Origin of the sequence: Prosthecobacter sp. (genome assembly GCF_044226605.1) — a bacterium.
Taxonomy (GTDB): Bacteria; Verrucomicrobiota; Verrucomicrobiia; order Verrucomicrobiales; family Verrucomicrobiaceae; genus Prosthecobacter.
This window is the reverse complement of the sequence record NZ_JBGAGS010000016.1, coordinates 187,111-202,465: the sequence shown is the minus strand read 5'-3', so window position 1 is coordinate 202,465 and position 15,355 is coordinate 187,111. Positions and strand designations below refer to the sequence as shown.

Sequence of the window (15,355 nt, the reverse complement as noted above, 5' to 3'; positions counted from 1 at the left end):
GGGCTGTTGCGCAGCGCGGAGGCACGCACGCCCGCGCAGCTTGATGAAGCCATCACCATGGCGTTCTCAAAAATCACGGCCAAAAACGCCATGGGTTGGTTTGCCTCTTGTGGCTATAGTATTTTTTAATATGCTCTAACAGCATCCATGATTATCAGCGTGATAGGTGCGCTTTGTTTTTGGCGACTGCAGCCATTAATGTGGGCCGTCGCACTATGCTCGGCACTTATCAGCGGCAATCCTGTTATCACCATTGTCGCACCAGTGCTTGCCTCTGCGACCTATGTGCTAACCAACAAGCTTCGGATGCTGCTTGGCTTTTATTGGCCCCATAAAAGGGCTGGCACAGAAGAGTAAAAAAGAAAGCCGGGGTCGCTTTCGCAAGCCCCGGCCCCGCTCGTTGTTGGTTGCGGTAGTTATTTGATGTCGCCAGCGAAGCCGGCGGCATTGAGGGCGGTCTCCAGTTCAGACTTGGTGAACTCGCCCTCGACAGTGAATGATGTGGCTTTGGCGACGATGTCGCTCTTGGTGATGCCTGGAACGGTCTTCACCGCATTGGCTGCGGCGACTTCGCACTTCTTGCAACAGAGATGCACGCCGGAAACGGTGGCCTTGGACATCTTGGCTTCAGGCTTTGCGGTGGCGGCTGGCTTGCTGGTGGATTTTTTGGAGTCGGACTCTGCGCCTTCAATCTTGCCGTAGTAGCCTCCAGCAATGATCGCCTCGGCGGCCTTCATCGCGTCACCCTTCTTCTTGGAGGTGATGGTCACCGTGGTGCTTTTTTCAGGAACGTCGATGGTCACACCTTCGCCGATGCTGCCGGCCTTGATGATACCCTTGGCGCAGCTGCCGCAGCAGTTGTGCACGCCGGTCATGGTGAGTGTGGTCTCAGCACGAACAGAAGCGGTGAGAGCAAGAATGGAAAGCAGAGTGATGAATTTCATAAGCGAACACTGAGACGATACGACAAAACGATTTCTTTGCACAATTTAATTTTTAACGTCGAATTGCTGTCATGAATCCGCGCGCAACAGCGGTGTCATGATAGGCACCTGGAACGAAGCCAGCCTTGTCGAGCATTTCGGCATACTCGCCGGTGCTGTAGCATTTCCCCTGCGTGGAATGCATCAGAAGGCACGAATATTCCGCCACGTGCAGCGGACCGGTCTTGTCTGCCTTGATGATGGCATCATGAATAATGAGCATGCCACCGATGGGCAGCGCCGCATGCGAAACAGCGAGCAGCTTCTTCACCTCCGGCAGTCCCCAGTCATGGAGCACGTTGGAAAACAGATGCACATCACAGCCTGTGGGCAGCCCGTCAAACATGTTACCTGTTGCTACGCTGACGCGTTCCGCGCAGCCACGTTCCGCAATCAATTTCCCTGCGATGCGATCCACGGGTGATTGATCGTATGCGATTGCCTTCATGTGGGTGTGCTGTGCGGTGATGGCGCAGGCGTAGATGCCTGAGCCAGCGCCGATGTCGAGCAGGCAGGAGCGCCCGCTGAGGTCCAGCTTCTTGGCCAGGGCCTGGGAAAGATACAGACCGCGGCAGTCCATGGCTGCGGTGAATTTCCGCGCGAAGTCCTCCTGCTCCATGGCCTTGTGCCAGTCAAAGGCCGACTTGTCACCACTCCAGCCAGCAGGCTTGTCGCTTTTGAGCACTTCGATGAAATCACGCGCAATGGGGCGCTCATGCAGGGAGGCGTAATACGGGCGCACATCCCACACGGAACCTGCCACCAGGTGCTCCCTGGCAGTCTCGGTGGCATGAAACACACCGGCGATGTTCTGCACCCAGCCATTGGATGCAAACAAGGTCATCATGGTATCCACAGGGCGCTCGGTGAAACCAAAGTGCGCACAAATCCCTTCCAGGGTGGAAGGATTGGACGAAAGCCAGGTGAAGAAATCGAGACTGAGAGCAGCGGTGATCAGATCGACCGCATAGAGGCAGTCGCGATAGCGGTAGATATTGAGCGGATCAGTGGCAGGGGCGGAGGTGAGATCATGCAGCATGGTGCCGCACCATGAATGACGAATGCCAAATGACCAATGCCGAATGACGAATGAGGTCCGGCTTATTTTTTCCCATCATCAGCCGGGTAATCCAGTCTGGCGGTGATGAAGATCACACGAAACACCTTTTCCTTTTCCGAGGGAATGCCGCTGAATGCCACAGTCTGACCATCCCAGACCATCACGGTGCTTGTCATCAGCCTCTTCGGTGAGGGGATGAGATCCGGAAACTGGAGGGCAAGGCTCAGGCTGCCACTGCTCGATGTGATCAGCGGTCTCACGGCAAGGTCACCGCCTCCCAGTGCTGCTGGCATGGCAAACACGGCTCTTTCGTTGTTCTTCACACCTTTGCCCGGCAGTGAATCGAGCAGCACCCCATTCCTGCCATTGATGGACCCCAGCAGTGTTTGGAATTGTGCCTCCGTCATGACACCCGCGGCGGAAAAGAGATGCCGAACTTCCGGCGGCGCCTGCCTGATGGATACCGGTGCGGAATCTGGCTCGCGGCGCCATGTCATTTTTTCAGGATTCCATTCCCCCAGAGTCTTGCCCTCCTCCACTTCAACCACGTGGACACTGAGCTTGATTGAGACGCCCAGGGGTCCGTCTGCAGTCATGTTTTTCAGCAGCAGCCCCTCAATAAGATCGAGGTTTTTTTGAGTGTTACGCACGGTCATACTGCCGTCCGCGAGCTGCACATCAGTCCCTTCCGCAAAGACCACGCCATTTTTTTCCAGATATTCCACGGGCTTCTTTCCTTTTCCGAAATCAGCGGGCACCCGGTAAACACGCGTGGCCATGTCAGAACCGTTACCGGCGGCTTTGTTCTTCTCCGGCATGTCTCGGCCCTGGCTCGCGGGTGGAACTTTCGTGGAAGTAGCGTTGAAGCTGCCAGCATTTTGTCCATCTGGCTTCAGAGCGGTGGCCGTGATCAACACGGTGACGGGTTTTTTGGAAGTCTTGAGATGAAGCAGGAGAGTCTCGCCGCTGGCCAGGGCCGCCTGCGAGGCAACGCTGAAGATGAGGATGCGGTCCCAGTCGGCTGCCTTGTCCTTGCTCGGGAGCCAAGGGGTGGCGGAGTCGAGGTCGAGGCCGAGATCCACCTTGGCCTCAAGGGTGGTCTTCCCCTCCACAGGCGAGCTGGCAGTGAGCTTGATCTTAGAACCGACAAACTTCATAACGCCGCTTAACTTCCCATCTGGCAGCACTTTCGGCATCACCTCTTGGCCGACCTCCACCATGGCCCTTTGGTCGAACTTCATGGATATACTCGGCGCACTGAGCACATCGGCGCCTTTTTGCTGCATGGCACTGCGAATGAGCTCATCTGCTTCCTTCTGCGACAAAATGCTCTCATGTGCGCCAATGAAATCGTTCGCCTGGATGAGCTTGCAGGTGCAGAGCGCCATTCCCGGCACTGTTTGAAGCTGGTCAATAATGGATTCAATCAACTGAATGTTGGTCCTGGTGTTGCGGACGACGAGCTGGGAGGTGGCCGGTTGGTAGATGGCGGAGGCACCTGGAGGAAATGACACGCCTTTTTGCTCCAGCAGTTCGCGAGCGGTTTTGGCCACCCCAGGGGAAGCCAGAAAATCGGGAGCCACTTTATAGACGCGCGTATCTAGCAAGCTTTCATTCGCCTGGGGCTTTGGTGCATCCTGAGCCGAGGCGATGGTGATGCCAAATGATGCTGCAACTACTGGAACGATGAGGAAGAAGGCGGCAGATGCGAGCACGAATAGTGCGCCAAGCTTTTTGCGGACTCCGCGGGCCTCCATGAGCGCAACGAGGCGCAGCTTGAGGCGGCGTGCGGGGAGCGAGTGGGAGATGGGCATGACGCATGCGGACTGCGGCGTGGATGTGGCGGCCCATTCCAGCAGGAAATCGGCATAGGCGGCATGATCCGCTTCTTCCCCCACAGCAGCGGCATCGCAGGCTTCTTCGCGGGCGCGGGCGTATTCTTCGATGAGGGCGTGTGCAAAAGGATTCCACCAGAGGAAGGAGCGGACGATTTTCTGCAAAAGCACCACCAGAGTGTCGTGGATGCGCAAATGCTCCCCTTCATGACGCAGGAGCCAGCGCCATTGGTGGGGGGTGAGACTTCCAAAGGCGGAGGCGGGGACGGCTATGACGGGGAAGAACCAGCCTGCGACGCAGGGAGTGCCGGTGTGATCGAACACGCGAATGCGCGACAGCGTTTTGGAGTGCTCCAGTCCTCTGGAGCTTTGCGCAGTCTCACTGGCACTCGAAAGCGCCGGAGGCCCGGCGCACTCCAGGACGCTGTGGCGCAAAAACTCCATTTCCTCGCGATCGAGATGCCTTAACCCCCATGCCCAGCGCTGCACGCTGAGGCATTGGAGCGCAAGACGGAGAAGCAGGGCTGCGGTGACAAGCCAGGAGAGGCGGGTCAGCCCAATGACCACCTCATTTAAACCCCAAGATGGATGCAGAGGGCCTGCGACAGTGGGAGAAGGGAGTGCAGGGGCGACGGTGATGCGCCAGCTGGCCTTGAAGGTTGGTGGAATGGAGGGCAGGACCGGAGCGGGCGACGGCTGTGGCAAAAGGTCCTGGAAAGAGATGTTTTGCGGGGCGAAGAGGCACATGAGGACGGCCAGATTCGCCAAAATGCAGCGGCGGAGGGCATCGCGGATGATGAAGCGGACGAGGAGCCAGGCGGCGGCGCCGATGACGAGGCTGTGGATGATGAAATTGAGGGTGGTGATGGTGTCCGCACTCATGATTCCCCTCCCTTTTTGGCGGTGGTGCTGCGGACGTATTTGCGCAGTTCTGCCAGTTCCTGCTCTGTTATGTCACCGCTTTCCACAAGGCAGCGGACGAGGGCGAGATTGCTGCCGCCGAAGAAGCGGCGCTTCAGGTCTGCGAGGACGCTGGTGCGGCCGGGGCGCTCGTGGACGGCGGGTTCGTAGGTGTGGGTGCGGCTGGAGTCATCGCGCAGGATCCAGCCTTTGGCCTCGAGGCGGGTGAGCTGGGTCTGGAGGGTGTTGCGGGTGACGGGGTCGGAGCGGCCCTGGTTGACGGCGTCGAGGAGCTCGCGGACTCCGGAGGGGTGCTTTTTCCAGAGGATGTCCATGAGCGCCTGCTCGGCGGCGGAGAGCGGAGGGAGGGATTTGTGTACCATATTTCGCAATGAATTATGCGAGAATGACGACAAGTGTCGGACTTGTCGAGACAAATCCGACATTTGTCGGATGTTATGTGAGGAGCACACGGGATGATGAATTCTGGCCACGGTGCGCGTTGACTTCGCCCTCTCTCACTGACAGCATCGCCCGCCATGTCCAATCCCGCACCCAAATTCACCGCCACCCACTGGCTCATCATCATCATCGCCAGCATCGGCTTTTTGTTTGATACGTATGAACTGCTGATGACGCCGCTGACGGCACCGCCGGCGATCGCGGAGCTGCTGGGGATCGACATGACGCACCCGGATGTGACGGTGTGGACGGGACGGCTGCTGTGGATCAGCGCGCTGTGCGGCGGGTTCTTTGGCCTGATCGGCGGATGGCTGACGGACAAGCTGGGCCGCAAGTTTGTGATGGCGGCGAGCATCTTCATCTATTCGGCATCGCCGTTCTGCGCGGCTTATTCCACATCGCTGGGCATGTTTGTGGTGTTTCGCAGCCTGACGTTCATTGGTGTGTGTGTGGAGTTCGTGGCGGCCATCACGTGGCTGGCGGAGGTGTTTGAAGACAAGCATCAGAAGGAGAAGTGGCTGGGCATCACGCAGGCGTTTGCCTCGCTGGGCGGGCTGCTGGTGACGGGCATCAATGTGTGGATCCTGGGCCATCTGAAGGAGCTGCCGCACATGGGCCTGCCGGAAGCCTCCTCATGGCGCTACCTGCTGATGACGGGCATTCTGCCGGCGATCCCGATCGCGCTGATGCTGCCGTTTGTGCCGGAGTCCAAGGCGTGGAAGGACAAGAAGGCGGCGGGGACTTTGAAGCGTGCGAGCTTTGGAGCGCTGTTTGCGCCGGAGCTGCGCCGGGTGACGATTGTGACGGCGGTGCTTTCCGCCTGTGCGTATGGCATCGCGTTTGGCGCGCTGCAGCTGACCCCGCTGCGTGTGGCCCCAGGTCTGCCTGAGCTGGCGGACACGAGCAAAAAGATGGCGCCGCTGCGCAAGCAGGCAGCCGAGCAGGCCATTGCGGCGAAGAAGGCGGCTCCGGGATCGCCGGAAGCGGCGGCTGCGAAGACAGCGCTGGCTGAGATCAAGAAGAACATGGGGCCGCTGGACAAGAGCGTGAAGGAAGTGGGCAACACGGTGCAGTTTTATCAGGAGATGGGCGGTCTGGTGGGACGAATCCTCCTGGCGGTGCTGCTGGTGGTGGGCCTGAGCCGCGTGGCGCTGCTGAAGGTGTTTCAGCTGCCTGCGCTGGTGCTGCTGCCGCTGACGTACCTGTACTTCTTCCATACGGGGGGCGCGACTTTCATGTGGGCGTATGCTCTGTGCGGCCTGGTGACGGTGGCACAGTTCAGCTACTTTGGGGAATATCTGCCGAAAGTGTTTCCGATGCATCTGCGTGGCACGGGCGGCAGCTTTGCGACGAACGTGGGCGGCCGCATGATCGGCACGAGCATGGCGTTTGTGACGACGAATCTGGTAGCGCCGATGATCTCGGGAGATCCGACGAAGATCCTGCCAGTGCATCTGGCGAAAGCGGCGGGCTATGTGGGCGGAGGCATCGCGTTGCTGGCGCTGGTGGTGGGGTTCTTCCTGCCGGAGCCGAAGGGTGAGGAAGTGTGAGGATGCGGCGTGAGCTGCCCGCACGGCTGGGGCTTGGCATGCTGAGCCTCAGCTGGTTTGTGACTCTGTTTTATTCGCAGGCAGCATCGCCGGATTATCGGTTGCTGTTTTTCGGCCTTTTGCCGTATGCGGTGCTGGCTGTGTACTACGTCACTCGTGCGCGAGGCTGGAGAAGGTGGTGTGTCGAGGGCTTTTTATCGCTGGCGTTGTGTTCGTTTTTTGAGCTGGGGGCAAGGGTCTGGCTTTAGCGGGGGGTGTGGGACGCGCTGGCTTGGGAGAGCTAGCGGAAGGCTTTCTATTGGGCGTGGGTTTTGGGGGTGTTGGGAGCGCTGATCGACAGACAGGAGTGTCTGTCGTACTTCTGATCATGGGCGCTTTGATCGCTGGGTAGTTTGGGGGGACGTGACATTTTTGGGAGGGCTGGTGCGTAGTGGTGGGATCATGATTCGTGCACTTACTTTTCTTTTGGTTTGTTTCGCCTCATTCACCGTGCATGCGGAGGAGAAGGGGGATGGGAAGCTGAGGATTGTTGTGTTTGGGGCGCATCCGGATGATGCGGAGTATAAGACGGCGGGGACGGCGGTGAAGTGGGCGAGGATGGGACACCATGTGAAACTGGTGTCTGTGACGAACGGAGACATCGGCCACTGGAAGGAGGCGGGCGGACCGCTGGCGCTGCGCAGGGCGGCGGAAGTGAAGGCGTGTGCGGCGAAGCTGGGGGTGACCTCCCAGGTGCTGGATATTCATGACGGGGAACTGCTGCCGACGCTGGAGAACCGGAAGCTGATCACGCGGGTGATCCGTGAGTGGAAGGCGGACATCGTGATCGCGCACCGGCCGTGGGATTATCACCCGGACCATCGATATGTGGGTGTGCTGATCCAGGATGCGGCGTTTATGGTGACGGTGCCGTTCATTGTGCCGGATGTGGCGCCGTTGAAGAAGAATCCGGTGTTTCTGTATTCGAGCGACGGGTTTCAGAAACCGTATCCCTTTACACCGGACATTGCGGTGAGCGTGGATGACTCGTTTGAGCAGAAGCTGGACGGTCTGCATGAACTGACCTCGCAGGCGTATGAGGGCGGAGCGAGCGGCTCGGCGGAGTATGTGGAGAAGGAAGTGCCGGCGGCGAGTGATGAGGTGGCGCGGCGTGCGTGGCTGAAGCGGCGCTGGGGTGCACGGCAGAGCAACGAGGCTGAGAAGTATCGGGCGCTGCTGGTGAAGATGTACGGGGAGGAAAAGGGAAAAGCCGTGAAGTATGCGGAGACGTTTGAGGTGTGCGAGTATGGGCGGAGGCCGAGTGAGAAGGAGATCAAGCAGCTGTTTCCGTTTTATGGGGAGTGAGGCGTGGTTGAGGGAGGTCCTACGGAATGCGCGGAAGACACGGAAACTGGAAGGGAGGACTTGGATCGCAGGAAGGGTGATGAAGACGTTCGGTTGAGCCGTGGCTGAGAGAGTGCGGGGTACCAACCGGCTGGCGAGAGCGAGCGTCCTCCCCTCACCCCAACCCTTTGACTCACTGCGTTCGCCCTTCGGGTTGCCTGCGGCAGTCTATCTCCGCTTCGCTACGGTTCCCCGAAGAGAGGATGCTGGTTTTGTCGACTTTCAGGGGCGGGGAGAGGGAGTGCCGCGTTGGCCTCCCTGGATCTAACGGACACGAAATAGCTTCAAATGCTCCACGTTACTCCATAGGCGGAAATCGTGGTTACTTCAGAGCTTGGAAGCGGGTGCGGAGCTTTTTGAGAGCGTCATTTTTGGTGGCGTTTTTGCGCTCGAGTTCGCGGAGCAGGGTGGCGGCGCGGATTTTTTCGCCGGAGTTGAGGAGGTCTTCGGCGTGGTTGGCCAGGTCGTTGAGCTGAGGAGTGAGGCCGGTGGCGGCGGGGGGTTGGGAGGCTCTGCCGGGAGTGGCGTGGATGTGGCCGCCGAAGATGTCTTCGATCTTGAGCCAGGTGGCTTCGGAGCCGTCTGCGGAGACGGCGAGCCAGAAGAGGCTGCCGTCTGCGCCGGAGGCTTCGAGGACGCGGCGATTGGCAACGATGGCATCCACTTTCTGCACGATCCATTTGTCTGTTTTGGCGCCGATTTCGAGTTCTTTGCCGTTCCAGCGGAGCTTGAGCTCGGCCTGCTGATTTTTGCCGATCCAGACGATGTTCTGGATGTCCTGAGGAAAGTTTTTGACGGGCCTGATGGCGGTGCCGGGTTCGGCTTTGAACTCGACCATGTCGCTGATGTTGACGGGGGTGATGAGCTTCAGGTCGTCGCTGACGAAGTACCAGGCGGCGCGGGTGTCGCTGAAGACGAGCTGGAAGACGCCGACATCGACGAAGGCGTGTTCTTTGAAGGGTGACTGATTCTGGCCGGTGGCGGTGACGGGGAAGATGTTTGTACCGTCGTAGCGAAGGTGCTTGAGGGAATTGGTGCCGCGGAGGTCCCAGAGAAGGTTGGTGATGGAAGAGGCGAATTTTTCGACTCCGGGCCATTCTTTCTGCTGGGCCTGGGCGAGGCTGGTGAGGGTGCAGAGAAGGAGAATGAGAAGCGGAGGGAGGGGTCTCATGCTGGGGAGAGTGACATGCGGAGGGTGGAGTGGCAAACGGGGGAGTGCGGGAGCTGGAGACGGGATTCCAGACTCTGAAACGGTGGGCCGTGGGAGGTGTTTAAGGGCAGAAAAATTGGGGGCAAAAAGATTTTTCCCGGAGTTTGGGTTTTGGGGTGTGGACGAGGCAGTGGCTGAGAGGTCTGCCTGTTTTGGGGAAAGATGGCAGTGGTAGGCCCAGTTGCGGCGCAACTGGGCTACTTTGGGGGGCATTTGGGGTGGCAAAGTGTTTGGAAGGGGGTATGAAGACGGCCCACCTATCTGTACGATCCCATGCAACCGACGCCCGCTAACGCTCCTGCTGCTGCTCCTGAACATTCTGAGTCTGAACTTCTGCAATTTCGCCGTGAGAAGCTGGACGGACTGGTGAAGACGGGCATTGATCCGTTTGGGGGAAGGTTTGACACGACGCACCAGCCGGGGGCGCTGAAGGAGCGGATGAAGGCACAATTTGAAGAGCTGCAGGTGAACGTGGCGGGCCGGGTGCTCTCTCGTCGTGAGATGGGCAAGGCGACGTTCTTTGACATCGGCGACATCACGGGCCGCATGCAGTGCTACCTGAGCAAGGGCGATGTGGGCGATGAGGCTTATGTGCAGTTCAACCAGTTGATCGACATCGGCGATTTTGTGGGGGTGGAAGGTTTTACATTCGTGACCAAGCGGGGTGAAAATTCGATCCATGTGAAGAAGCTGACGCCGCTCTCCAAGGCGCTGCGGCCGCTGCCGGACAAGTGGCATGGGGTGACGGACAAGGAGATCAAGTATCGCCAGCGGTACCTGGACCTGATTTCGAATGATCGGAGCCGGGAGATTTTTGTGACGCGGAGCAAGATGGTGGCGGCGATCCGTGGCTACATGCAGGAGCGTGGTTTCCTGGAGGTGGAAACGCCGATGATGCAGGATGTGCCTGGGGGAGCGGCAGCGAAGCCGTTTGAAACGTTTTTCCATGCGCTGAATCAGCCGATGTTTTTGCGCATCGCGCCGGAGCTGTATTTGAAGCGGCTGCTGGTGGCGGGTTTCACGCAGATTTTTGAGCTGAACCGGAACTTCCGCAATGAGGGCCTGAGCCGCCGGCACAACCCGGAGTTCACGATGCTGGAGGCCTACTGGGCGTATGCGGACTTTGAGAAGATGGCGGACCTGGTGGAGGGGATGATCTGCCACCTGGCGGAGAATTTCTGCGGCGGACTCAAGATTGAGCACAAGGACGAGGAGGGTGCGGTGACGAAGTCGATCGACCTTTCACGCCCATGGCGTCGTGCGCGGTACACGGACCTGCTGAAGGGCGTGGACCCGAAGTGGTATGAGTACACGCCGGAGGAGCGCAAGGCACGTGCGCGTGAGCTGGGCGTGGAGATCGGCGCGAACTTCGAGGACTACGAGGTGACGCAGCATGTGTTTGAGCGTCTGATCGAAGCGAAGCAGTTTGATCCGCTGTATGTGACGCATTGCCCGAAGGAACTGGTGCCGCTGGCGAAGCAGAACGCTGAGGATGGCTCGATCGTGGACGTGTATGAGCTGATCATCAACGGCCAGGAAATCAGCCCGGGGTATTCGGAGCTGAATGATCCGATCGTGCAGCGCGAGCGTCTGGAGCATCAGGCGGGCGAGGAGACGCAGAAGATCGACGAGGAGTTCATCCTGGCGCTGGAGCATGGGATGCCGCCGGCGGGTGGCATCGGCATCGGCATTGACCGGCTGATCATGATGCTGACGGGTGCGGAGAGCATTCGCGATGTGATCCTGTTCCCGCAGTTGAAGCGGAAGGAGTAGGGTTGGCGGGGAACTTCGAGTGTCATGGGACACTCGATTTTGCCGCAGAGGGGCGGAGAGGCAGAGGGGGCAGAGATTGATTTGGGCTTGTTCCCGCAGTTGAGGAGGAAGAAGCAGCTGCCTGTGTGGCAGGGGAAGCCGAGGGGCACGGATTTTAACAACACAGAGATTCGAAGACCGCAGAGATGAGGTTTTTGATCGGGGGGTTATGCGGCGTGTTGGGAGCAGCGCGAATGAGATGCGGCGATGCGCAAGCAGGGGCAGAGTTTTGAACCGTTCATCGAACGCTAATCAACCACTCATGGAAGAGGCCGGGACCGGTCAATGATGCTGAAAACGCGGCAGTCCTTGAGTGGACGTTACTTACTGAGGCTTGCGCAATAGGCTGACATGATAGGAGCTCACGTGAGGGGGATGATACGAGGACGCGCCGACTGCGTGGCGGACTGGCGAGGCAGACGCTGCTGGAGGACGCGGTGTGTCAAGAAGGCACTGGGTTTGCTTTCCTGAAGATGCACCCGTACCAGGGTAGCCTCGCCGAGGCTCGGCAACCCTTCGCTATGATGCGGAAGGCCGTTGGCCTTCAAGACAGAGGTGTCAGTCTATTGCGCAAGTCATAATAGAAGATTCGCAGACAACAGAGAGCACCTGTGGAGCCGGATTTTTGGGGTGTTTCAATCTCTGAGAGGTTGCAGTTGTTTGTTCCCTAAAAGCGGGCATCTCAGTGATGGCCATGACAACACCTAAAAAATTTAGCTGCGGCCTGCCGCTCCTAACTTTCACCGCTGCCTCCTGCCTGGGTCTGGGCGTATTGGCGGGCTTTTATTTGAAGGACCATCTTTCGACGACTGCGAAGGCACCCGCACCGGCGGAGGCTTCGAAAGCTTCGGCTCCGGTTCCGGCGGTGCTGGTTTCCGGGGATGCTGATGCTGGCAAGGACGAGACGCCCCAGGAAGCCAAGGCTGCTGTGACTGCGCTGAAGAAATTTCTGACGGCCACGACTGTGGATGAGCGCCTGCGGCATACGCTGGGAGGTGAGGCCATGAAGCCGCGGATGGAGCGGTACTACCACCAGAGCGCGGAAGCACCTGTAACGGTGGACTTGATCAAGTTTGTGCGGATGGACCCGAACCCTGAACTGGGCAGCGGGCGCCACTGCATCTTCACCCTCGAAAGCAAGGCATGGGAGTTTGCGGTGCCGGTGATGCTGGAAGAAAAGCCTGATGGATTCAAGGTGGACTGGGTGGCGTTTGTGGAATTCAAGGACCGGCTGCTGGAAAAGTTTTTCCAGGCCTACCGGGAAGAGCCGATGCGCTTTCATGTGGGAATCCAGCGCGCCCACTCCTTCAACAACGAGGTGCCGGACATTGCCGGCAAGGACTGCTTTCAGATCAGCCCCGCTCCTCCGAACCCTTTCAAGGCTGACGCGCTGCTTGATAAAAGCAGCGAAGTCGCAGAGAAGCTGCGTGCTCAAATGCCATGGGAAACGCACATCTGGGCGGTGGTGGAGCTGACCTGGAAAAAGCAGGGGGCGCAGCAGTGGGTGGAGCTGAAAAGTGTGCCGCAGATGCACTGGTACTCACTGCCAGAGGAGGAGGGGGGAGTGCCGCCGAAGAAGTGAATGAGGTGCCCGGCCGGAGTGGGATCTGGCGGGTTTGGTCTCTGGGTAAATTGGACTGGCTGAAGAGTTTTCTTGTGACGAGAGTGGCGAGCATGAGAGCCTTTGCACCGACTTCGAACATTGCAGTCGCCACGCCGAAGTCTGCTGCGCGGGCGGTTAATGCGCTGGGGGTGGAACTGCATAAGCAAATGCCGAAGGTGGGCAATGTGTGCTTTTCGCCTTACTCGATCCAGATGGTGCTGGGGATGACGTATCTGGGAGCGAGCGGGGTGACGCAGGAGGAGATGGCGAGGGTGCTGCACCTGCCGAAGGAGAAGAAGGAAGCGGGTGAGTCGTTTGCGGCGCTGAGGAAGGCGCTGGATGAGGTGCAGAAGGAATCTGAACGAGACGTGGAGGAGAGGAAGGAGTCCTACGACCAAGCGCGCCTGGATGGAATTGAACTCATAGGGGTGGGCGAGGCTTTGACTCTGCACGTGGCCAACCGGCTCTTCGGGCAGGAGGGGCATGATTTTCGCGCGGCGTTTTTAACGGATGTGGAGGCCTGTTTTGGAGCGCCTCTGCAGCCGATGGATTTCAGCCGAGATCCGGCGGGAGCGACGAGTGATATCAACCGATGGGTGGAGGATCAGACCCGAGGCAAGATTTGTGATCTGATCCCGCCGGGCATGCTGACGTGTGACACGCGGATGGTGCTGGCGAATGCTGTCTATTTCAAAGCGTCCTGGGCGAATGAGTTTCAAGTTGATGAGACCGTACTGGAGCCGTTTCATGTGAATGGTGGCATGGAAACGGCCGATGTGCCGATGATGCGAAAGACGGACTGGCTGCGCTGCTGCCTAGGGCCGGGGTTTCAAGCGGTGCTGCTGCCTTACCAAGGCATGCGACTGCATTTTCTGCTGATCGTGCCTGATCGCGTGGACGGGCTGGCGGCTGTGGAGGCCGGGCTGACAGCGGAGGTGCTGTACGACTGCTGTCGAGGCAGGGGACAGGAAGTGATTTTGCATCTGCCGAAGTTCAAGATCGCACCGCCTGCGAGTGACCTCAGCGGGATGCTGAGAGCGATGGGCATGGCGACTGCATTTGATCAGCCGCGAGGCAGTGCGGATTTTGATGCCATGGCTCCCTGGCGAACGGAGGACTATCTCTTCATTTCAAATGTGCTGCACAAGACGTTTCTGGAGATCGATGAGAAGGGTACTGAAGCAGCGGCGGCGACGGTCATGATGATGGCGGGGGGATGCGCGGGGTTTGAACGACCGAAGCCGCTTGAGATCAAGGCGGACCGGCCGTTTTTGTTTGCGATCCAGCATGCGATGAGCGGGGCGTGTTTGTTTTTGGGGAGGGTGGGGGATCCGCGGTGAGGTGAGGGGTGTATTTGCGGGCGGGGTGTGGGGGCGCCTGGGGTGAGGCGAAAGGTGGGGAAGGTGGCGGGGGCGCTGATCGACAGACAGGAGTGTCTGTCGTACTTTTGGGTGTGGGGCTTTGCGGGAACGGTGGGACGTTCGAAAGCGGCGCTGAAGCGCGCGCACTCCGGGGACGCTCTCGCGCTATTTGCGGGCTGCGTTGTGAGGACAGGGGCGCTGATCGACAGGCGGGAGTGTCTGTCGTACCGCCCGGGAAGGGCGCTTTTTTTGAAGCGGGGGCGGGAGGGGAGATGGGAGCGCTGGGCTCATCTCGGCGGAGCGAGATGGCTACTGAACGGAGGCGCTGGGATCACTTCTTGGTGGGTTTGCCGGCGTCGAGGTAGTCGAGGGCTTTTTTGAGCCATTCGGCTTTGGGGGGCTGGTGGCCTTGGGCGGGGATGTTCATCATCTCGACGGATTTGAAGCCTTCCTTTTTGAAGCCGTTTTCGAAGACGGCGGCGGTGTTTTTGAGGTTGAAGTCTTTTTCTCCGGTGACGAGGACGTAGCGGCAGTCGGTCTTGGCGAGGGCGAGGATTTCGTTGTGAGGGATGTAGCGGGCTTCGAAGACTTCAGTTTTGTCGAGGGTGACGACGTCGGTGTAAAAGTTCACACCCATGAAGGCGATGGTGCCGGTGAACATTTCTGCATAGGTGACGCCGAGCATGCTGGCGACACGAGCGCCGCCGGAGAAGCCGGAGACATAGACGCGCTGGTCGTCGATGTCGTAGAGATTGCGCATGTTGTCGTTGGCATCGACGGCCATGCGCATGCGGGCGAAGACTTCGCGGTTGTTGCCGGAATTGTGGGCGCCGACGAAGATGAGTTTTTTCTCGGCGAGGACGGCTTCCCATTCGGGCGAGAGGGAGGGGGCGTTGCTGGGGCTGATCCAGATGAAGAGGCCGTGGGGATCGCCCTTCTTGTATTTTTTGGGGACGATGATGTCGAACTTTTCCATGCCGATGCTGAAGGGCGGCGGGGTTTCGGCGGCGCTCATGCGCATGCGGAGCTGCGCATTGTCCGAGACTTCGGGGGAGGTGGAGAACGTGATGGGGGAGCGGATGCCGGGCTTGATGGCGGATTCCGAGGCGGCGGAGGTCTTCTTGGTGTCGGCGGCGAAGCCCAGAGCAGCCAGGAGCGGAAGGATCAGAAGGGAGCGGAGCATGGGCCGATGAAAG

11 protein-coding genes are annotated in these 15,355 nt (G+C 59.2%); 5 read left to right on the top strand and 6 right to left on the bottom strand.

Going from position 1 to position 15,355, the window contains the following annotated elements; all coding sequences use genetic code 11:
• Positions 1-416: 416 nt before the first annotated feature.
• The 4 genes from ACILSO_RS22270 to ACILSO_RS22255 form a co-directional block, all read right to left on the bottom strand.
• Positions 417-944, bottom strand: a complete 528-nt coding sequence (locus ACILSO_RS22270; RefSeq protein WP_395739669.1) for a hypothetical protein — start codon at positions 942-944, stop codon at positions 417-419.
• Between the two features lie 52 nt (positions 945-996).
• Positions 997-2,022, bottom strand: coding sequence for a methyltransferase (locus tag ACILSO_RS22265; protein WP_395739668.1), 1,026 nt, complete (start codon positions 2,020-2,022; stop codon positions 997-999).
• Between the two features lie 62 nt (positions 2,023-2,084).
• Positions 2,085-4,760, bottom strand: coding sequence for a M56 family metallopeptidase (locus ACILSO_RS22260; protein ID WP_395739667.1), 2,676 nt, complete (start codon positions 4,758-4,760; stop codon positions 2,085-2,087).
• Positions 4,757-5,161 (bottom strand): BlaI/MecI/CopY family transcriptional regulator, encoded by a 405-nt coding sequence (locus ACILSO_RS22255; protein WP_395739666.1) that lies wholly within the window; start codon positions 5,159-5,161, stop codon positions 4,757-4,759. The genes ACILSO_RS22260 and ACILSO_RS22255 overlap by 4 nt, the downstream gene beginning before the upstream one ends.
• Before the next feature lie 156 nt (positions 5,162-5,317).
• On the opposite strand from ACILSO_RS22255, the gene ACILSO_RS22250 reads away from it, so the two are divergent.
• On the top strand, positions 5,318-6,790 hold the full coding sequence (locus ACILSO_RS22250) for an MFS transporter (RefSeq protein WP_395739665.1): 1,473 nt from the start codon (positions 5,318-5,320) through the stop codon (positions 6,788-6,790).
• A gap of 441 nt (positions 6,791-7,231) precedes the next feature.
• Positions 7,232-8,134 (top strand): PIG-L deacetylase family protein, encoded by a 903-nt coding sequence (locus ACILSO_RS22245; protein ID WP_395739664.1) that lies wholly within the window; start codon positions 7,232-7,234, stop codon positions 8,132-8,134.
• Between the two features lie 361 nt (positions 8,135-8,495).
• Here the strand turns inward: ACILSO_RS22245 and ACILSO_RS22240 are convergent, their stop codons facing one another.
• Entirely contained in the window at positions 8,496-9,344 is an 849-nt protein-coding gene (locus tag ACILSO_RS22240; protein ID WP_395739663.1) for a hypothetical protein, read from the bottom strand.
• Between the two features lie 312 nt (positions 9,345-9,656).
• Between ACILSO_RS22240 and lysS the strand changes: the two genes are divergently transcribed.
• The 3 genes from lysS (at position 9,657) to ACILSO_RS22225 (ending at position 14,138) form a co-directional block, all read left to right on the top strand.
• Positions 9,657-11,156, top strand: a complete 1,500-nt coding sequence (gene lysS, locus ACILSO_RS22235) for a lysine--tRNA ligase (RefSeq protein ID WP_395739662.1) — start codon at positions 9,657-9,659, stop codon at positions 11,154-11,156.
• A 733-nt stretch (positions 11,157-11,889) separates the two neighbouring features.
• Complete coding sequence (locus ACILSO_RS22230; RefSeq protein WP_395739661.1) at positions 11,890-12,777, top strand: hypothetical protein; 888 nt, start codon at positions 11,890-11,892, stop codon at positions 12,775-12,777.
• A gap of 92 nt (positions 12,778-12,869) precedes the next feature.
• Positions 12,870-14,138 carry a serpin family protein gene (locus ACILSO_RS22225; protein ID WP_395739660.1) on the top strand — a complete coding sequence of 423 codons (1,269 nt, stop codon included), beginning with the start codon at positions 12,870-12,872 and terminating at the stop codon, positions 14,136-14,138.
• 352 nt (positions 14,139-14,490) lie between these two features.
• On the opposite strand, the gene ACILSO_RS22220 is transcribed toward ACILSO_RS22225, so the two are convergent.
• Complete coding sequence (locus ACILSO_RS22220; RefSeq protein WP_395739659.1) at positions 14,491-15,342, bottom strand: alpha/beta hydrolase family protein; 852 nt, start codon at positions 15,340-15,342, stop codon at positions 14,491-14,493.
• Positions 15,343-15,355 lie beyond the last annotated feature (13 nt).